Below are 20,378 nucleotides of genomic sequence, written 5' to 3'. Positions count from 1 at the left end.
TCTCGTCTATAACTATTGTTGTCCCATGTATTGCAGCAGTGCTTCTTTGTAGTTATCACTAACCGGTACTTCGGTATCTTGAATAACTACTCTGTTCTTTTTGAAAGCAGACAATTTATTAAGCGAGATGATGAATGATTTATGAACTCTCATAAATCTCTCTGAAGGTAATTTTTCTTCCATGAACCTCATACTAAGGCGGGTTATAACAGGCTTATCCGTATCAGTGAGATAAATTTTAATATAATCTTTCAACCCTTCAATATATAGGATGTCCTGTAAGTTAATTCGTACCAGAGAGTAATCCGCATTCACAAAAAGACTTTCGGTTGCAGGGCTTGCGGGGTTTATTTGCTGAGGATTCTTTAAGTTGAACAACTCCAGGGCCTTGTTAGCGGCTTTCATGAATCGCTCAAAAGGAAATGGCTTCACCAGGTAATCCAATACATCAAGATTAAATCCATCAAGGGCATATTTCTCATAAGCTGTAACCAGGATCACCATAGGAGGATTATTAAGGCTTTTTAATAATTGAAGACCGGTTAGTCCAGGCATTTGAACGTCAAGAAAGATAAGATCTATTGTTTTCTCACTTAGTACTTTCATTGCATCCATAGCATTCCTGCATGTTGCCTCAAGCTGTAGAAATGGCACTTGAGATATATTATCTTCCATTAGTTCTGCAGCAAACTTTTCGTCGTCAACTACCAGGCAGCGGATCATTTCAGTTGGATGTTTAGTTTTGAAACAAAAGTACTCCCGTTCAAAACTGTTTCCAGCTTGTAACGGTCTTTATACAGAAGCTCCAAGCGTCTGCGCATATTGTTCAGGCCGATTCCGGAGGCCTTGTCTTTGGCGCTATCCCTTGGTGAAACAGAATTTTCAACTTTAAACTCCAGCCAGTTTGTATTACGGTTCACTTCGAGCTTTATCTTTATAAAGGGATCATCCACCATTCCTATTCCATGTTTAAATGCATTTTCGATGAAAGATATAAGAAGCATAGGTTCTATCTCATATCCCTCATAAGCATCAGCTATGTCAAGCTCCAGAAGAAGGTCGTCTCCAAATCTCAAAAGTTGCAGGTCAATGTAATTCCTTAAATACTCAACCTCTTTGTCCAGGGATATTTTCTCATCGTTACTCTCGTAAAGCATGTAACGCATCATATGAGATAATTTTATTAGCGAGGGTTCCATCATATCAGACTTTTTTCTCGCCATTGCCACAAGGGTGTTCAGTACATTAAACATAAAGTGCGGACTTACCTGCGACCGTAAAAAGGAAAGTTCTGTTTTTAAATTCTCATTTTCTTTCTCTTTACGACTTTTCTCTTCTCTGGAAGAATCCCGGATTATCCTATAACTTACGCTAACTCCTATTATAAATATATATGGGAATATCAGGAAATAAAGGTTTCCTTCTCTGTACCGCTTTTTCCTTGCTTTATCGTCGTTAGGTGACGCTGGTTTGTTATTTGGTACACTTTCTACCTGGGGCGGTTTCATCCTAAAGTAGGTTCGTTCAATAGTAAAGGACGTTTTTACAAAAAGAAATACAGTTACTGCCACAACAATAACATAGAGCAGCATTCCCTTTCTTTTATAAATAAGGGGGTAAAATATATAGGCATTGATATAGAAGAAGGCTATCAGGAAGAGGTTGCCTACAATTAGTCTGTTTTGTACGGAGTCGGAAAATCGTACGCCTGTGCTGGAAATCCTTACCATATGGGGCAGGAACAGCAAGAGCATCCAAAAAAGGATATGTCCTACAGGCGTAAGATATTTGTTAATCTGCTGGTTTTTAATAGCCATTTTACAAAAATAACAGCTTCAATAACTCTTATTTTAAATTGAGCTAAAGAAGCTGAAATTGAAGACGAATGACTAATAATTTGCGACTTCCTGATTGAATTTTTCTTCCCAAACCACGGCAAGATGTATTATTGTATCTACAGCCTTTTGCATGTCTTGAATGGAAACCCACTCGTGTTTACTATGAAAAGCATGTTCGCCTGCGAAAATATTAGGACATGGAAGTCCCATAAAAGAAAGCCTTGAACCGTCTGTTCCTCCGCGGATACTTTGAAGCTTTGGTTCCATTCCGGCCCTTTCAACAGCTTCTTTAGCAAATTCTATTACCTGAGGAAATTTATCAAGTACAGCTTTCATATTTCTATACTGTTCCTTCACTTCAAGCTCGAAAGAAGAATTTGGATATCCTTCGATCACTTCGTTGGCAATAGCTTCAAGAATCCTTGCATGGCTTGCTAGTTCTTCATCAGCAAAGTCTCTTAAAATAAATTCAATCGTTGCCTCCTCAACCGTTCCACTCATCGAAACGGGGTGAATAAAACCCTCCTTATCTGAAGTGCTTTCCGGCGAGTAGCGGTCTTTTGGCAAGGCTGCTACAATTTCTGATGCTATTTTAATGGCACTTTCCATGGATCCTTTTGCAAATCCAGGGTGTGCACTTACCCCCTTTATCCTGATGGCAGCATAGTCTGCAGAGAAAGTTTCATTTTCAATTGTCCCTCTGGCTTCGCCATCCACTGTATAGCCGAAGTTTGCATTTAACTTCTTAAGGTCTACGCGTTCTACTCCCCGGCCAACCTCTTCGTCGGGAGTGAAAAGTATCTTTATTTCACCATGCTTTATTTCCGGGTGACTGATAAAGAAGTTTGCTGCATCAACTATTTCTGCCACACCCGCTTTATTATCAGCACCAAGAAGCGTAGTACCGCTTGCCGTTATAATATCATTTCCTATTTGAGATTTTAACTTCGGATGGTCCTTAAGGCGAATAACCTGATTTTGGTCGTCAGGAAGTACCAGATCCTCTCCGTTATAATTTTTATGAATGATAGGTTTAACATTTTCTCCACTTGCATCCGGAGAGGTGTCCATATGAGAGCAAAAACAGATTACCGGTACAGATTTCTCAGAATTTGAAGGAATTGTAGCGTATACGTAGCCATGCTCGTCCAGGTGTACGTCCTTAACACCTATTTCAAGAAGATCCTCCACTAATATCTTCCCCAGGTTTTTCTGTTTCTCTGTAGAAGGAAAGCTCTTGGAATGTGGATCTGATTGAGTGTCAATAGTGACATATTTAAGAAATTTACTCAGGCTGATATATTGATAACTTTTTAAACTTTCTATTAAATGCGTTTGTTTCATAGTGATTTAATAATTAAGTATTTGAAATTTTATATTTTTTAGCTTATTTTACCTCGACTTTTAAATGTATTGCTTTGAGAAATTATCTACTCGTTCTAATTTCGTGTTTCTTTTTTGTTAAAAGCTTCGGCCAATATAACTACTATCGTCTTTCTGCGGGTGTAAATGTTGGCTCAAATGTTGCATTTGCTGACCTTAACAAGAAGCGTCCGGCACAAACTTTGGCAGCAAATCTTAATTACCATCTAACTCCCTTCACTACGTTAGGATTGGAGTATCAAAATGGAAGCTTAACCGGAGGTGATAAGTTGAATGACCCACATTTAAGATATTTTAAAAATAGTTATTCCTCTCTTACGTTAGGTGGGCAGGTTCAACTAGGTCAGGTTGTGGATTTTGAAAGCAACAATTTTTTGTATGCTATCCGTGGCCTTTATATGGGCTTGGGAGTAGGAATGATAAAAAATAATGTAAAGGATGTTGTGCGTTTTAAACCTACTGACGGTTATGAATTCCCTGGTAAGGACAAAAGTACAGGGATTGTAGTTCCTGTAAGTGCAGGGATGAATTTTAATATTCTTGACAGATGGGGTTATACGCGTTATATCTTTAATGTTGGTTATCAATTTAACGTAACAACAGGGGAAGGTCTGGACGGATATAATGATGCATCGAAAGGTGGTGCCTTTAGTAACATTCCGGATATGTACGGTGTATTGTCTGTTGGTCTTAAGTTCTGTTTTGGACCAGAAGGTTTATACTAATATTTAAATCAAACATCAGCAAAAAGAATATATTTGGTTCTTTAACTGCTGAAAAATAAATGGAGTCATTTTTTTACGATACACCTGTTGCCGGAATTATCTTCCTGCTGACCATTGTAACTAGCTTATACGCTTTTTCTAACCCGCAGGTGTACGGAAAATTTATGCTTCACCCTTATAGCGTAAGCAGGGGAGAACGAGTTTATTCAATTTTTACCAGTGGCCTGATCCATAAGGATTGGAGCCATTTGTTTTTTAATATGTTCTCCTATTATATGTTTGCCTTCACCCTTGAGAGGCAAATAGGGTCTGTAAAGTTTGCTATCCTTTATATTGCAAGTCTGGCCTTAAGCGATATGAGCACTATTATTAAGCATAAAGACCATTTTTGGTATAATAGTTTAGGAGCTTCCGGAGCTATTTCTGCAATAGTATTCAGCTATATCCTGTTTTTTCCTGATGCGTCTTTTTATCTGATGTTTATTCCAATCCCCATCAACTCAGTAGTTTTTGGTATCCTTTACTTGGTGTATAGTGCCTATGCATCCAAACAATCCAGCAATATTAACCATGATGCTCACTTCTTTGGAGCCCTTGCCGGAATTATCATTACCATTATATTTAATCCCGGTGTGCTGAATCACTTTTTTACCCAATTATTAAATTGACAGGTTTCTTAACAAAGCTTTAATATTCCTGCAAGTTTCTTTATATAAACTTAAAATAGGAATAATTCCCCGCTTACATACTCCCGGTAGCTTTGGCTCATCTAATACGGGATATGAAAAATTTTGTACAAAAAAGATTATCAGTAGCCTTTGCTGTTACTGCAATTTCGGCAGCAACAGCCTTCGTTGCTTGTAAGAAGAATGATGATAACAATGGCAACGGTCAACAGCCGGTAGCTGAATTAAAGGCATACTCTGTTACTCCTTCCTTGGTTAAAACGCTATCTGGTTTTGACGCTTTAAAATTGTATCCATTAATAAGTAGTGATGATAAACTTCCTGAATCACCAGGTTTTATTTATGGTGCTCAGCCTGATGGTGCAGGGATTATCAAAGACCCAAACAGCGATGGTTTTATCATGATTACGAATCATGAAATCTTGCGTTCTGTTTCGAGGGTTTACCTTGATAAGAATTTTAAGCCTGTCAAGGGTGAGTATTTGGTGAACGGAACTGGTGGACAATGGCGTTTATGTTCTGCAACGATGGCCACTCCGGAAGAACACGGTTTTGGGCCTGTCTTTTTAACTGCAGGGGAAACAAGCGTTGAATCCATGATCCATGCTATCGATCCATTGGGTTCTACTGCAGATAAAAGTCGTACAGACCGAACTCTAACAGCTTTAGGTCGTTGCAGCGCAGAGAACGCTGTTCCGCTTCCTAAAAATGCCTATCCCGGAAAAACTGCTATTTTTATTGGTGAGGATGAGAGCGGTGCTGCTAATAGCTATGGCCAGGTAAATATGTACCTTTCTAATACAGTGGGTGACTTGAAAGGTGGCAAGCTTTATATGCTTCGTCGCACCAATCTAAATGTTGTAGAAACAGATATGGCTGTAGGAACAAGTTATGATGTTGAATTTGTAGAGTATGATAATGTAACTGCTGCCACTACAGGAGTTCAAATGACCGCGCAAACGATCGCGAAGAGTGCTATTCAATTTGCAAGAGTTGAAGATCTTGATTATGGAAAAGGAAGCGCCGAAGCAAACCGAGTAGTTTATTTTACTGCCACAGGTGTTAGTCAGGCAGATAAAGTTACTCCAGTAAGCGGACTAACAATGTGGGGACGGGTTTATAAGCTAGAATTGAATTCTAATGATCCCCTAAAAGGAAAACTTACTCCACTTATTGACGGTGTTGAGAATCCAGGTAACAGCATTGTTAATCCTGATAATTTATGCGTAACAAAGAATTACGTTTACATTCAGGAAGATGGCGATTCTTATTATGCTAATAATAAGCATGACGGACGCATCTGGCAATTTAACCTTGCTACTAAAGCATTAAAGCCCGTATTGGAAATGGACCACAGACGTACGGACCCAACGTTTAATAGCAAATATAATCCAGGTAATGATACTCGTTTGAGTTCTTGGGAGTATGGCGCAATGATGGATGTTTCAGACCTTGTAGGTATTCCAAATACCTTTACTGTTAATATTCACCCTCATACCTGGACAAGTAACAGCTTTTTAATTGATGGTAAGGGAGCGGATGGAAGTGGCGCAGTCGTCAATTCGGAAGGTGGTCAAACCATCATACTTACAGGTTTAGATCGTTAATTATTTTCACATCTATATATAAAGGTAAGCCTTCTCTTCGGAGAGGGCTTTTGTATTAAAGTTTATGTTCAGACTCCTAATAGTCGTCTTTGTAATTGTCTCTTTTGTATTTCTTCTTTCCTTCTGCTCTCAAAGTAACAGGCCTGCAGGGAGGAATGTTGAGATTAAACAGATGTTAGAACTTCAGCTTGATTCACTTGATAAGAAGATTGGATTAAAGCTGTTGAAATCCATTCATGAAGGTAATAAAGATTCAATTAGAGTAGCCTTTGTAGAGTCAAGACAAGCCTATAAAAAAACGGAATGGTTTGTAGAGTACTATGCTCCTCTTGGTGCTAAAGAACTAAATGGTGCCGCCTTGCCAGAGATTGAAATTGAAGAGAATAAAGTACTTCCACCAAAAGGCTTTCAGGTAATTGAAGAATATATCTACCCGAATGTAGACCTAAGTGATAAAGAGGAACTAATTGGAGAAGTTAAGGCTATGCAATCCATATTAGGCCGCGCAAAAACCATTCTTGAGAGTACTGAGTTGTCTGATGCTCACATTTTTAATGCCTGTAAACAAGAGGTCTTTCGTATAATCGCTTTAGGTATCACTGGATTTGATACCCCTATCGCACAAACCGGGATCCAGGAATCGGTTATTTCATTGGGCTCTGTTATCGAAGTGCTGAACCACTTCGGAGAGAATAAAAACCTTTCGAGACTAGCTGCCGGAGCAATTAAAGAATTAAAGTTTAATAATGACTTTAACACGTTCGATCGAATGGGCTTTATTGTTAATTACGCGAATCCTATTACAACTGAGATCACTCAATGGCAGAAGAATCTAAGATTAGAGCTTATTGAAGGATCGGGCGGACTGAACAGTACAGCCTCTACATTATTTGAACCTGCAGCATTTAACATTAATTATTTCAGCACAAACAAGGAAGGCTGGATGACGAAAGAGAAAGCTGATTTAGGTAAAAGGCTTTTTTCCGAGCCCACACTTACTGGTTCTAACAGAACTTGTAAAAGCTGTCACAATCCTGCTTTAGCATTTACTGATGGTTTAACTAAAAGTGCTGCCTTGATTCCGGGGACTTTCGTTAAGCGAAATGCTCCAACCCTAATGTATGCAGGCTTTCAACATGCACAATTTTATGACATGAGATCTCCTACATTGGAGAACCAGGCAATGGACGTCATCGCCAACAAAGACGAGATGCACGGATCTGTGGAAGAGGCAGCAAAGAAGTTGAGTAAGTCGGAAAACTACATGAAGCAATTCAAAGCAGCATTTTCTACTATGGAGAATAATGAGCTAAAACCTCGTTTTGTCATGATTGCCCTTGCAAGCTATATCAGATCTTTAAGTCCTTTTAATTCCCGATTTGATCAATACATGAGGGGAGACAAGGGACAACTTTCACAAGAGGAAAAGAAGGGTTTCAATCTATTTATGGGAAAAGCTAAATGTGGAACCTGCCATTTTATGCCTTTATTTAATGGTACCGCTCCTCCGGTTTTTTCTTCGACTGAAGGCGAAGTTCTCGGTGTTCCTGTATCACCAGGAGTTGGTAAAATAGACCCTGATTCTGGCAGATATCTCAGAACGAAGATTGAACAGTTAAAATATGCCTTCAAAACCCCTACTCTAAGAAACGTTTCTAAAACTGCTCCCTACATGCATAACGGCGCCTTTAAAACCCTGGAGCAGGTGATCGACTTTTATGACCAGGGAGGGGGGGCAGGTTTGGGTATCAAGTTGGAATTCCAGACGCTTCCTTCAAACCCTTTGAATCTTTCTCCAATAGAAAAAAAGGAAATTGTAGCATTTTTAAAGACTTTAACGGACAAGTAAGCCATAGTTCGAAAAGTATCGAGGCTAATAACTCTTTGTTGTTTAAAAACAACAGGTGTTCCACGTGAAGCTTTTACCGGTTCGTCAATAATATGAAAAGCGTTTACACGTACTAAAGTGGTAATTCAATAGCTTCAGCGCTGATAAAAGCTCCATCTTCATTCTCAATAAAACTCATGGGCTGTTCCGGATTTTTGATGATCTCAAATAGGGAATAGCCCCATGCTTTCCAAAAGGCTTCCAAAACCTGTCCGTATGTTTTCACTTGCCAGTTGTCATAAACAGGTTTACTGCTTATCCTAAGCGGCATAGACTCGATGTATATAGCTTCCTCAGTAGGAAGGATAGTATATTCGGGTAAGCGATTGAAGAGGTAAGCTGAATAGAAAAAACGCGCGCTCAATTCCTCGAATTGTATGGGGTGAAGCTGCTTACCTTCGACCTTCTCAAGTACCTCTCTGTGATAGTTTAAACTTTCATTGTTGTCCTGTAAGCAAGCTATTACTCCAAAGTCTTTCATCCGAAGCGAGAACACGAGCGTGTTCATCTCATCACGATATCCAAAAGTTTCAGGGGTATTATTAACCGGGAGTACTTTTATGCTCCATGGAAGCACTCCTTCGAATTCAACTTCCCTTGTCAGTGATTGCAGCATGATATGCAGGTTGCCAAACTTATGAGCAATGGACTGTGAAAAATTGAAATCCTCCCCTACAGCCTTTTGCTGACGGATTCCGGCCCTTACCTCCCAGTGGATAATTCCGTAAACCTGTTTGGTTATCCATTGAAATAACTTTAGTTCAGGTAATAATTTTACTGCTTCATATCCTGAGTTAAATGCTTGTTCAATTTCCTGATCCAAAGCATGGATTGCTGTTATGGCTACCGCAGAAACGGGAACTTTTATATCACCATAAGTTGCTATCCGCTCATCCATCATTTTGAAAGGCTTATCTTCCAGATCAAACTGTTGCAATACCCATTGAGGAAAAACAGTTTGCTGAAGCACAGCAGGTTCACCAGTTAGAAAACAGATATCTTCACCAAAAGTATAGCGATCAAAAGGGCGGAATATAGCTTTGCTCATCGCGACAAAGGTACAAAGCAGCAGTTCATTTAGCTTAAGCAACAAAAACAATTAACACTTGTATGATATGAGTATATTTAAAATCTGAACGAGATCTTTTTCATGAAACTTACCTTTAAAGCATTCGAGCTGAAACTGAAATACCCTTTCGGTATTTCAGGCTACTCCAGATTATCAACACCTCTTATTCTTGTAACTATAGAATACGATGGGAAGGTAGGATATGGGGAGGCCTCGATGGTGCCTTATATGGGAGAAAGTGTAGAAACAGCCACCTCGTTCCTGAACAAACTAGAGCTTCAACGGTTTAAACCACCCTTCGATTTTGAGGAAGTAGTAGACTATCTGGATGCGCTGGAACAAGGCAGTCCTGCAATTAAAGCTGCGATTGACATTGCTCTTCATGATTTAGAGGGAAAGTTAAAAGGAATCCCTTGTTATACCATGTTCAACTCTGTGCCAGAAAATATGCCTGTTACCGCTATTACCATTGGTATAGATTCGCCGGAAATGATAGTGAGGAAGGTAATGGATGCAGAGCGAGCGCAGGTGTTGAAGGTGAAGTTGGGATCAGACCACGATCAGAACCTGGTTAAAACTATTCGCAGCATTACAGACAAGCCATTGTACGCAGACGCCAATCAGGGTTGGGATGACAAGTTCAAAGCATTGGATATGTTATACTGGTTAGAAGAGCAGGGCGTTGAGATAGTCGAGCAACCTATGTTTAAGACTGATCTGGAGGGGAATGCCTGGTTAACGGAGCGAAGTCCTATTCCCATCCTTGCAGATGAAGCTATTCAACGCCTGAAGGATATCGAAATCATTAAGGATGCTTATCATGGAATCAATGTTAAGCTGATGAAGAGTGCCGGAATGCATGAAGCGTTTAAGATCATATCCCGTGCAAGAGAGCTGAATATGAAAGTTCTGATCGGGTGTATGAGTGAGACGAGTATAGCTACCCTTGCTGGAGCGGCCTTAGCTCCCTTATGTGATTGGGCCGACCTTGACGGGCCTTTCCTTACTTCAAATAATCCCTTTAATATGCCCGCATTTCAAAATGGTAGTTGGATACTACCACCGTCTCCTGGCCTTGGTCTTACAATTTAAATTTTTTGTAGGATTCAAGCTTATCTGAATGTGGAGAATTAAAAAGTATCTTGCTATTTTTATTAGTAAATTTGTTTTGATCCGCGGTTAAAGAAGGCGCGATTGCCGATACTTCAATGCAAATTAAACCTCTAAAAATACTTCAGGCTTCTGCCGGTTCTGGAAAAACCTTTAGTCTTACTGCCCACTACCTTACTTTACTCTTCTCTTCAGAGACAAAGTACAGGGAAATCCTTGCTGTAACCTTCACCAATAAGGCAACGGAGGAGATGAAGAGCAGAATTCTTGAAACGTTGAGAGGGATTGCTGTAGGTGATCAGGGAGTTGAGACTTATCGGAATATTATTCTCAATGCTTATCCCGGGCTCGCAGCAGAAGAACTTAAATTAAAAGCCCATGCCATTTACCGTCGAATCTTGCACGACTATAGTCGTTTTTCAGTCAATACAATTGATGGTTTTGTTCAAAAGGTTATTCGCAGTTTTTCATTCGAATTAGGTTTGGATGCGGGTTACCGCCTCGAGATGAACCTGGACAAGGTGAAGCGGGAACTTGCAGTGAAACTGAATGAACAGCTGGAACGAAAGCCAGAACTCTTACAATGGATCATCAATCTGGCTCTGGAGAGGATCAGAGATAATAAAAGCTGGAATTATCGTGAAACCTTGCTTAGTCTTGCCGACGAGATCTTTAAGGAAAGGTATCAACCATTTGAAAATGCTATCCGGGATTTAGAACCAGATGTTCTCTTTAAAGATCTTCAGGAATTAACGAAGAGCCTTATTAATTTTTTTGAGGGGGCTGTTACGGATATCGCGAAAGAAGCTGTTCAAGTATTTAGAACTTCCGGAGTATTAATGGATCAGTTAAAGGGGAAGTCGAGATCACCTCTGAACAACCTAACAAAAATAGTTGATGGTGATTATGCTAAAATAGCAGGTCTTGAAAAGGTGCTGAATGAGCCTGAGGAATGGCAAAAAGGAGGAATGGATGGAAATATCAGTCTTTTATACTCAAGCCTGAACCCTTTGCTTAATAAGCTATACGAGTTTTATCATGAGGAGTTACCCAGGTATCAGATGGCTAAAGCCCTGGACGCTAATTTATACTACCTGCGCTTAATGCAGGAGATGGCAGGCCTGATGAAAGAGTACCGGGAGGAAAACTCCTCCTTGTTGATAAGCGACGCCCAGAATTTATTAAAAGGTATTACAGCCGAGCAAGTGGATAACCCTTCTTTCATTTGGGAGAAAGTAGGTAACCGTTTTCGCCATTTCCTTTTTGACGAGTTTCAGGATACTTCTTCTTTTCAATGGACAAACTTTCTTCCCCTGCTGAAAAATGCTATTGCAGAAGCTAACGGTAAACTCACCGATCATTTGATCGTTGGAGATGTTAAGCAGTCTATTTACCGTTGGCGTAATGGCGACTGGAGAATACTGCATAGCCATGCAAAAAGACATATTGGAGAGTTACGAGTGATTGATGATAATTTAAAGGAGAATTATAGAAGTGCTGGCAACATCATAAACTTCAATAATTTTCTCTTTAAGCATGCACCACAACTTCTTCAATCTCATATCAACAATAAGGTAATAGAAGACGGTGGAATTAGCTTGTTTGATAATTGGTGGAGAGCCGAAGGGTATGATTCGATCATTCAAAGTGCTTATGAACAAAGCTACCAGCAGAAAGCTCCTTCAACCTTAGAAGGAGGTTCCATTCAAATCGATTTTCTAGAAGTAAAAGACAATAGGACCCGTGCTTCAGAAAGCAAGGAAGCTGCCTTAGCTCGTCTTTCGGCTACTTTGGCAGATTGGTTGTTAACCGACACGCCCCGTTATAAGGCTGGTGAAATTTGCGTGCTGGTTCGAAGCAATACCGAAGCCAGAAGTGTTGTTGAGCATTTGATGGCCTTGAATATCCCTGTTATCTCAGGAGAAGCATTATTGATAGCTAACAACACGGCTGTTAAGCTTATCATCAATACTTTTTATGCTATGATAGCCAAGAAGGATGATAGGGCTTTATATAAAGCAAATTGTATTCACCTGTATAATCTAGAGATGAATAAGCCGGTGCCTACAGAGGTATGGCTAAAAATTAATAAAACAGATGTAGAGAATTTAAAGGGCTTCCTTCCGGCAGTCCTCTGCGATAATTGGCTCTCATGGCAACAATTACCCTTGTTTGAGCTGGTTGAGAAACTAATTGAAGCATATAGCCTGAATTTCTCTCAGGTTCATTTGCCTTATCTTTTGGCATTCCGGGATATGGTTAGCAGTTTTGCCAGGCAGGGTGAGAAAGGCATATCATCGTTCTTAACCTGGTGGGAGGAAGAAGGTGAGCGTAAGGCATTGCCTTCCTCTGAGCAGAGCGATGCGGTTCAGGTAATGACTATACACAAGTCTAAGGGATTAGCATTTGACGTAGTGATGTTGCCTTTCTGTTGCTGGAATTTAGATGGAATGACTAATGGTATTTTTTGGGTAGACGCCGGTCATACACCCTATTCGATGTTAAGCAGCGTTCCTGTTCATTATAAGAAAAGCTTAGGACAGTCGGCCTTCGGTAAAGCCTATTTTGAGGAGTTGCTTTTCAATTATATGGATGCTATAAATATGCTTTATGTTGCTACTACCCGTACACGTAAGCATTTATATATTACAGCCCCTGGCCAAGTTTCAGGGAAGGACGATCAGTTTAATCTGATTGGCGACCTTATTTTTCATCCCCTAAAATTATATGCAGCTGAACTGAATGCGGAATTTGATGAACAGACTTTGTTGATTGATGTCCCTGTAGAATCCAAAGGGAAAAAAACAGCAGATGGAGCATCAAGTGATCGTACTAATTGGTATTTCGTATCTTATCCTACATCAGATAGGTTGGAGGAAGCCTTATCAAATGACAAAGTTTTTGAACAGCTTGATCTGCTAAGTGGAAATTCAGCAAGAAGAAGGGGATTGATCCTTCACGAAATCTTATCACGGGTAACCGCAGTAGAAGATTTGCCTGGTGTTATAAGGGATATGCAGAAGGAGGGCGTGTTTCGCCGGGCCGACGAACCGGAAATCAAATCATTGGCAGAAAGTGTGCTACTCCAGCCTAACTTAAAAGCTTTATTAGAGAAGCCTTATAAGAATCTTAATGAGCAGACGATTATTAGTGGTAAGGGGGAGAGTTATAGGCCGGACAAAGTTCTTGTAGGACCGAATGAGGTGGTTCTTATAGATTTTAAGTTTACGGAAGAGCCAAAGCCTCAACATTACAAACAGGTAGAGGCCTATAAAGAATTGTTATCCGAAATGGGATATGGTAATATAAAGGCATACCTGTATTATGGGTATTTAAAAGAATTAAAGGAAGTTTAGACAAGAGAAGCATTTGTGCTTTTTGGGAAGCGGGTTATTCAAATGAAATCATTTTTACAGGAAGTAGCTGCAGATCTCCTGGCTCGTTTTAACGACGATCTTCAGGATGTTGCTATCGTTTTTAATAATAAGCGTCCGGGATTGTTCCTGAAGAAGCATCTGGGTGAGTTGGCGGGAAAATCCTTATGGAGCCCAGCTTTTTTTACTGTGGGTGAGTTCTTTGCTAAATCATCAAACCTGGTAGTAGCAGATCAGTTTACTCAATTTTTTGTGCTGCATAAAGAGTATAACCGGATTCTGAAAGAAGAAGGAAAAGAGGAAATAAGTCCCGACAAGTTTTATTCTATGGCAGAAATCATTTTAGGTGATTTTTCTCAGATAGATTATGATCTTGTAAATGCAGAGGACCTTTTTTGCCAGCTTGAGGATATTGCCGTTATTCAACAACAGTTCCCGCATTTTAATCCTGAGCAGTATCAGTTTTTGGAGCAGTTTTGGTCATCGTTTTCAAAAGAGAAGCAGCAGAGCTTCCAGCAGAAGTTCATTGATCTTTGGAAAAGGATGCCGGATTTGTATAAGGCTTTTCATGAGGAATTGAAGAAGGCCGGTTATGCTACCATCCCTGCATTATACAGGAATCTGGCAGAAAGCGAAAGTTCTGAGTTTGTTAATCAATTTAAGAAAGTTGTTTTTGTAGGTTTCAATGCTTTAAATCGTGCAGAGGTAAAGTTGTTCAAGCACTGGCAGGAGATAGAAAAAGCGCTCTTTTATTTCGATACCGATTCGTATTATCTTGACGATGTACTGCAGGAGGCAGGTCTTTTTATCAGAAGGAACCTTTCAGAAAGCGGTTTAATTAATGCCCTGGGAGAATCTCCCAATTTGATTAAGAGTGAGGGAAGGAAGATACAGGTAATTCAAACCCATGGTCACGCTTCCCAGGCAAAAGCTATAAGTCAATTCGAGAATATTAAGACTTCGTTGGCAGCAGCGAACGACCCTGAGAAGACAGCAATTATCATAGCCGACGAGAGCTTGTTGCTGCCGGTACTGCAAACTATTCCCTCTGATACCGCTAAGGTTAACGTAACAATGGGATTTCCTTTAGCCCAGTCAACTGTTTTTGGACTGATTGACCTTTGGTTAAGCATTCAGGAGCAAGTGCATAAAGAGCGTAAGGATTCCATTTATTATAAAGATGTGCTTGCTTTCCTGTCGCACCCATTGACAGGAGTTCAGGATAGGGAGAAAGATATACTGCAGAAACGAATGCTGGAGAATCAGTGGGTGGAGGTCCCACTAACGGAATTGCATTTTTCTTCACTGTTAGCACCAAACTTCTTTACAGTAAAACATGCAGGCCTCCAGACTATAGATGCACTATACGTTTTGCTTACTGCGGTGCTCGAGCAAAGGCAGAAACAAGGTTTATTGCAGCAATTAGAGGCAAATTTGTTGATGGCAGTAAGTAAGGAGCTAAATCTGCTATTTGATGGACTAAGTACTTATCAGGACAATTTACCCTTGACCTTTGCATTGTCTTTAATTAGGAAGGCTTTGCAAGGACTGTCAGTACCCTTAGAGGGGGAGCCATTAAGGGGAATTCAGGTGATGGGGCTATTGGAAAGCCGCTGCCTCGATTTTGAGAATGTTATTATCCTGGGTGTAAACGAAGGCACTCTGCCAAAATTAAGTACCTCTCCTTCTTTCATTCCAGACAGTATACGGAGGGTTCACGGGCTTCCTGTTCTCGAAAATCAGGATGCTATTGCAGCTTACTTGTTCTATCGTTTATTGCAGAGGTCAACAAATATTAGTTTCATCTATAATAGTCTCATCGATGAAAGTAACAGTGGTGAACCAAGCAGGTTCCTGAGGCAGCTGGAATTCGAAAGCGGTTTTACCTTTAAATATTATCTGCAGAATCAGCCTGTTCAGATCGAATCCGCTAAAGATCTGGTGGTAGAGAAAAAAGGTAAAGTGTGGAGCTCTCTTCAAAAGTTCCTTCAGTCTAAGGGAAATTGGGATGATGAGAAGATATCAGCGACAGCTTTAACTACCTATTTGAATTGTTCCCTTCAGTTCTTCTTCAAATACGTGGCTAAGATTAAGGAGCCCGAAGAAATAACGGAAAATCTGGAAGCGAACCAGGTTGGGTCTGTTCTTCACCAGGTGATGGAATGGTATTATGAAGACTTATCAAAAGGGCAGAAAGCGATTACTGCAGAAGACATAAAGAAGAAGAGATCAGAGGTCCCTCAGTTATGTAAGCAGGCACTTTCCATGGTCCTCTTTGGAAATAAAACTAAACTCCGCTCAGCAAATAGTATGCAGCAAATAATACTTCGCATTGTAGAGGAGTATGTGGATGCTATACTTAGTCATGATGAAAACGTTGCTCCTTTTGCAATAATTGAATTGGAGAATAAAAAGGACTATAAGCTTCGTTTTCCAATTTCTATCAAAGACAGAGAACATCAGGTTCTTCTTTACGGAATAATTGACCGTGTAGATAGACGTGATGGGACTATTCGTATAGTTGACTATAAGACAGGTAGTGACGAGGTTAAGTATAGCGACCTGGATGCACTATTTGAACGGGATGGAGACAGGCAAAATAAGGCCATGATACAGACTTTGTTCTACACCTATATCTACGAGCAGGTGAAGCAGGTAGAAAAAGTTGAGCCAAACCTTTATATCATCCGCAAGATGAAAAATGATGGAACCTTGTTTTTTTCGGGAGGGCGAAATGGTAAGGCTTTTCTCCAGGCAGAGCATTTGGAAGATATTAAATCAGGCTTCTATACTAAACTGAGGGAGCTGCTGGAGGAGTTGTTTAATCCCGAAATTCCTTTTGCACAAACGTCCAGAGCAGCTAACTGTGGTTATTGTGCTTATAAGGAGATGTGCGGACGGTAATTATAATAAGAAATATTACAAATCCTATCTTTCTACTCGTTGGATTTGCAGTTATACTCCCTTATATTTGCGTTCCAAAATATTGATTTAACATAAAATGAGAGAAATACAGTTCAGAGAAGCGCTTCGTGAAGCAATGAACGAAGAGATGCGCAAAGACGATAAGATCTTTATCATGGGTGAAGAAGTTGCCGAGTATAACGGAGCTTATAAAGTAACCCAGGGAATGCTTGATGAATTTGGAGCGAAGCGCGTAATTGATACTCCAATTGCTGAACTTGGTTTTGCTGGTATCGCAACCGGCGCTGCAATGAACGGTTTAAAACCGATAGTTGAGTTCATGACGTTCAACTTCTCGCTTGTAGCAATTGACCAGGTGATCAATGGTGCCGCTAAGGTATATTCTATGAGCGGTGGCCAGTTCACAGTGCCAATTGTTTTTCGTGGGCCAACTGGAAATGCTGGTCAGCTTGGAGCGCAGCACTCTCAAAACTTCGAAAACTGGTATGCTAACTGTCCAGGTTTAAAGGTAGTTGTTCCGTCGACTCCTTACGAAGCTAAAGGTTTGTTAAAATCATCTATAATAGATCCAGATCCGGTGATCTTCATGGAATCTGAAGTGATGTACGGAGACAAGGGTGAAGTTCCTGAAGAGGAATATTACATCGAGATAGGCAAGGCTAACATTGTAAAAGAAGGTACTGATGTAACGATCGTAACTTTTGGTAAAATGCTTAGCAGAGTGGTGAACCCTGCTGTGGAAGAACTAACTAAAGAGGGAATCAATGCAGAAGTGATCGATCTACGTTCTGTTCGTCCGATCGATTATGACACTATCATTAATTCTGTTAAGAAAACTAATCGCCTGGTAGTAGTTGAGGAGGCATGGCCTCTAGGATCAATCGCTACCGAGATTGCGTTCAAAGTTCAAAAGGATGCTTTTGATTATCTTGATGCTCCTGTAGTTCGTGTTGTTTCAGCCGATACCCCGCTTCCATATGCTCCTACTCTTATTAAGGAAGCATTGCCTAATGCAGAGCGTGTAGTTAAAGCAGTGAAAAACGTTCTATACGTTCAGAAATAAGATCTTATATATTTATGAAAAAAGCCCGGCTAGAAAAAATAGTCGGGCTTTTTTTTTATGGACGAGGTGTGGTTGTTCCGCCTCCTGAACCACTAGTTCCAGTTCCTGAACCTGTACCTGTACCTGTTCCTGTACCACCAGTTCCTGTTCCTGAACCAGTTCCAGTTCCAGTACCAGTACCAGTTCCAGTACCAGTACCAGTTCCAGTACCGCCATTTCCGGTACCTGTACCAGTACCACCAGTTCCGGTACCGTCAGTGCCAGTGCCAGTGCCAGTACCCGTACCTGTTCCAGTACCCGTTCCAGTACCAGTTGAGTCAGTAGTACCCATTCCTGTACCAGTAGTTGTTGTGTCTACAGTTGTTCCACCCATTGAATCAGCCGTTGCAGAATCAGATCCGGTGTTTCCTTGTTTGCTTGAAGAGCAAGAGGCAAGGCCTAGTCCCGTGGCAAGCAACACTGTTAACATTTTAGTTTTCATAGTTTCTGTTTTTGTGAGATTTTATGTCTTAACAGTGAAGGTTAACAATAGATTTAAAAAAAATAAAAACGGGTACTCAGCTTGTAATCACCGTGTTATTATGTACTCTACCATAAATTATCTTTAAACCCTACCTCTTTGCTTAAATCTTCCCGATGTTATATAATTCTGTGTATTTCCTTTTTTAAGAGATTCTCAAATTTTTAACCTCTGGAGCTTTATTTTTTAAAAGTTCTATTAATTGCGCCTTTTTATTATGAAATATTTATAAAAAGTGAAAAAAGTTTTAGAATATCATATTAGCTGTGCATCTTTGTTATGAAAAATAAAATTTAACAAAATGAAAAATTTATTTTTATCAGCCTTTTTTGTTCTGGCGTTGCTTGTAAACGGATTTGCGGTCGACAAAAACAAAACTGTTAAAAAGGAAACAGGAGCTTCTTATTTCGCTAAAAATAATTTCACCTCAAAATTCCAGGGCGCAAAAGACGTAGAATGGTCTGAGGTGGATAATTATTACAAGGCGTCTTTTACGTTAAACGGTGAAAAGAAGTCAGCGTTTTTTGATGCTCAGGGAGAGTACGTTGCAACTACCCAATACATTAAAGCGGATAAAATTCCTGCTGCCAGCGTAGCGAAATTGCAAAAGTTATACAAGGGCTATATTATCGGAGAAGTACTTCATTTCGAAGTTGACAGTCAAGTAAGCACCTTACCGTACAGCTTTTCAAGTGATAGTGGAAATTCTTACTATTTCGTAAGCTTACGCAAGTCAGATACCCAGATTGTGGTTAAGATTAGTTCAAGTAACGATATCTCTTATTTCAAAAGCTTGTAGTCTGATATTCTATAAGAAACTATTCTGGATTAACTCTCTTATAAATAAAAGCCGGATCTTCCGGCTTTTTATTTTTTATGCAGGTTTGTTAAAAAGCTGTAACTGCTACGATGTACAGATAATGCTATTTCTACGAAGTCCTTTGTCGATTTTATTTGTAAACAAAATACTGAGATTTATGGTTGTCTTCATGCTACCTTCATCTTCTGCTGGTAACTTACATCTAAAATTCCTTCAAATGAAACAGCTTTCCAAAGTAAATTATTATATCATTAAAACGCTTACTGCTATTTTGGGCCTGAATAACGACGTTCAAAAGAGATAGACTAACTTAGTGATCATGAGGTTGCTTTCCAACGGTATCCTGTCCTACATTGGTTTTAGTTCCTCCAGATTGTACTCCAGCAGTATCTCCCATTCCTCTATCAATAACAGTATCGCCTTCCCGACGTCCTGTATCTGTGGAATTGCCATAAATAGTAGTTGTATCAGTGGCTTCCTGATTGGCATTTTTGGGTTGACATGAAGCAAAGGCAAATGCTGCCGACGCAAATAGTAGTGCAGATTTTAATCTCATAACTTTATTGTTCTAATTATTTAAGCAAGAACAATCAGAGAGATCAATATGATTTGGTTTTTTTAAAGAAGTATATTAATCTTAGAGACTTAAAGCTTCACACGCTTTTTCTGCGGCAAGCTTTTCCGCATTTTTCTTATTGTAATCTCTACCTAACCCATACGTTTCTCCATCTATACTCACCTGGATGGTAAACAGTTTGCTACTATCACCCTCGTTATTAGCTACTAGCTCAAACGTAATATCTTTTCCATGGCGTTGGCACCACTCAATTAATTTGCTCTTAAAATTGGTTTCCGTATTCTCGAGGGTGTGGATATCAACATGAGGTTTTATTATCCTGTTTAAAATGAAGGAGTGGGTAAAATCATATCCCTTATCGAGATAAACTGCACCTATAAGAGCTTCAAAAGCATCTCCTAATAAGGATCCCTGTTTGTTAGGGTAATTTACAATCTTGTTATCGTACTCTATCAATTCGTTGAGGCCAAGTTTCCTTGACAACTGATTAAGATTGGCCCGGCTTACAATTTTGGAGCGCATCTCTGTTAAAAAGCCTTCGCTCTTATATGGATAACGTTTGAAGAGCTCTTCTGCTATGACGGATCCTAGAACTGCGTCCCCAAGGAACTCAAGTCTTTCGTTGCTGTTCTTTGTGCCGTTTTTAAGCATAACAGCTGCTGAGCGATGGCGGAACGCCATTCTGTATAAACTAAGGTTGCCGGGCACGAAGCCCAGCAAGTTCCTTAATGTCTTAACGTATTTTCTTTGCGGAGAAAAGTAGAGTTTATATATCTTGCTTAATGGCATGCGT

At 39.9% G+C, this 20,378-nt stretch carries 16 protein-coding genes; 9 read left to right on the top strand and 7 right to left on the bottom strand.

The genetic code is table 11. The annotated features are described in order from the left end of the window. Nucleotides 1-12 precede the first annotated feature (12 nt). The 3 genes from J4N24_RS21665 to pepT all read right to left on the bottom strand — a co-directional run bounded on the left by J4N24_RS21665 (nucleotide 13) and on the right by pepT (nucleotide 3,182). The gene (locus J4N24_RS21665; protein WP_207535843.1) at nucleotides 13-723 is read right to left on the bottom strand and encodes a LytR/AlgR family response regulator transcription factor; all 711 of its coding nucleotides are present in this window, start codon (nucleotides 721-723) and stop codon (nucleotides 13-15) included. After that, complete coding sequence (locus J4N24_RS21660) at nucleotides 720-1,817, bottom strand: sensor histidine kinase (RefSeq protein WP_207535842.1); 1,098 nt, start codon at nucleotides 1,815-1,817, stop codon at nucleotides 720-722. The genes J4N24_RS21665 and J4N24_RS21660 overlap by 4 nt, the downstream gene beginning before the upstream one ends. 72 nt (nucleotides 1,818-1,889) lie before the next feature. Then, nucleotides 1,890-3,182, bottom strand: coding sequence for a peptidase T (gene pepT, locus J4N24_RS21655; protein WP_207535841.1), 1,293 nt, complete (start codon nucleotides 3,180-3,182; stop codon nucleotides 1,890-1,892). Nucleotides 3,183-3,256: 74 nt separating this feature from the next. Here pepT and J4N24_RS21650 point away from each other — a divergent pair, with 74 nt between their 5' ends. From J4N24_RS21650 to J4N24_RS21635, 4 genes are all read left to right on the top strand, one after another. Then, nucleotides 3,257-3,946: a hypothetical protein gene (locus J4N24_RS21650; protein WP_207535840.1), complete on the top strand. Its 690-nt coding sequence runs from the start codon at nucleotides 3,257-3,259 to the stop codon at nucleotides 3,944-3,946. Nucleotides 3,947-4,005: 59 nt separating this feature from the next. Further along, nucleotides 4,006-4,614 carry a rhomboid family intramembrane serine protease gene (locus J4N24_RS21645; protein WP_207535839.1) on the top strand — a complete coding sequence of 203 codons (609 nt, stop codon included), beginning with the start codon at nucleotides 4,006-4,008 and terminating at the stop codon, nucleotides 4,612-4,614. A gap of 113 nt (nucleotides 4,615-4,727) precedes the next feature. Then, complete coding sequence (locus J4N24_RS21640; RefSeq protein WP_207535838.1) at nucleotides 4,728-6,239, top strand: PhoX family protein; 1,512 nt, start codon at nucleotides 4,728-4,730, stop codon at nucleotides 6,237-6,239. Nucleotides 6,240-6,303: 64 nt separating this feature from the next. Continuing rightward, a complete protein-coding gene (locus J4N24_RS21635) occupies nucleotides 6,304-8,088 on the top strand; it encodes a cytochrome-c peroxidase (protein ID WP_207535837.1) in 1,785 nt (594 codons plus the stop codon). A 112-nt stretch (nucleotides 8,089-8,200) separates the two neighbouring features. Here J4N24_RS21635 and J4N24_RS21630 read toward each other — a convergent pair whose 3' ends face one another. After that, entirely contained in the window at nucleotides 8,201-9,175 is a 975-nt protein-coding gene (locus tag J4N24_RS21630; protein WP_207535836.1) for a hypothetical protein, read from the bottom strand. 102 nt (nucleotides 9,176-9,277) lie between these two features. On the opposite strand from J4N24_RS21630, the gene J4N24_RS21625 reads away from it, so the two are divergent. The 4 genes from J4N24_RS21625 to J4N24_RS21610 all read left to right on the top strand — a co-directional run bounded on the left by J4N24_RS21625 (nucleotide 9,278) and on the right by J4N24_RS21610 (nucleotide 17,668). After that, the gene (locus J4N24_RS21625) at nucleotides 9,278-10,288 is read left to right on the top strand and encodes a dipeptide epimerase (protein ID WP_207535835.1); all 1,011 of its coding nucleotides are present in this window, start codon (nucleotides 9,278-9,280) and stop codon (nucleotides 10,286-10,288) included. A gap of 116 nt (nucleotides 10,289-10,404) precedes the next feature. Continuing rightward, nucleotides 10,405-13,662, top strand: a complete 3,258-nt coding sequence (locus J4N24_RS21620; protein ID WP_207535834.1) for a UvrD-helicase domain-containing protein — start codon at nucleotides 10,405-10,407, stop codon at nucleotides 13,660-13,662. Between the two features lie 42 nt (nucleotides 13,663-13,704). After that, entirely contained in the window at nucleotides 13,705-16,584 is a 2,880-nt protein-coding gene (locus tag J4N24_RS21615; RefSeq protein ID WP_207535833.1) for a PD-(D/E)XK nuclease family protein, read from the top strand. A 97-nt stretch (nucleotides 16,585-16,681) separates the two neighbouring features. After that, nucleotides 16,682-17,668, top strand: a complete 987-nt coding sequence (locus J4N24_RS21610) for a pyruvate dehydrogenase complex E1 component subunit beta (RefSeq protein ID WP_207535832.1) — start codon at nucleotides 16,682-16,684, stop codon at nucleotides 17,666-17,668. 55 nt (nucleotides 17,669-17,723) lie between these two features. Here J4N24_RS21610 and J4N24_RS21605 read toward each other — a convergent pair whose 3' ends face one another. After that, nucleotides 17,724-18,149: a hypothetical protein gene (locus J4N24_RS21605; protein WP_207535831.1), complete on the bottom strand. Its 426-nt coding sequence runs from the start codon at nucleotides 18,147-18,149 to the stop codon at nucleotides 17,724-17,726. A 340-nt stretch (nucleotides 18,150-18,489) separates the two neighbouring features. Here J4N24_RS21605 and J4N24_RS21600 point away from each other — a divergent pair, with 340 nt between their 5' ends. After that, on the top strand, nucleotides 18,490-18,987 hold the full coding sequence (locus J4N24_RS21600) for a hypothetical protein (RefSeq protein ID WP_207535830.1): 498 nt from the start codon (nucleotides 18,490-18,492) through the stop codon (nucleotides 18,985-18,987). Between the two features lie 331 nt (nucleotides 18,988-19,318). Here the strand turns inward: J4N24_RS21600 and J4N24_RS21595 are convergent, their stop codons facing one another. Together J4N24_RS21595 and rnc are read right to left on the bottom strand one after the other, a co-directional pair. Then, entirely contained in the window at nucleotides 19,319-19,564 is a 246-nt protein-coding gene (locus J4N24_RS21595) for a hypothetical protein (protein WP_207535829.1), read from the bottom strand. Nucleotides 19,565-19,645: 81 nt separating this feature from the next. Continuing rightward, nucleotides 19,646-20,374 carry a ribonuclease III gene (gene rnc / locus J4N24_RS21590; RefSeq protein WP_207535828.1) on the bottom strand — a complete coding sequence of 243 codons (729 nt, stop codon included), beginning with the start codon at nucleotides 20,372-20,374 and terminating at the stop codon, nucleotides 19,646-19,648. Between the last annotated feature and the right edge of the window lie 4 nt (nucleotides 20,375-20,378).

Origin of the sequence: Desertivirga arenae, from assembly GCF_017355785.1 — a bacterium.
GTDB lineage: Bacteria > Bacteroidota > Bacteroidia > Sphingobacteriales > Sphingobacteriaceae > Desertivirga > Desertivirga arenae.
Note: the sequence above shows the minus strand (reverse complement) of the source record. Positions and strands in the feature narration are given on the sequence as shown.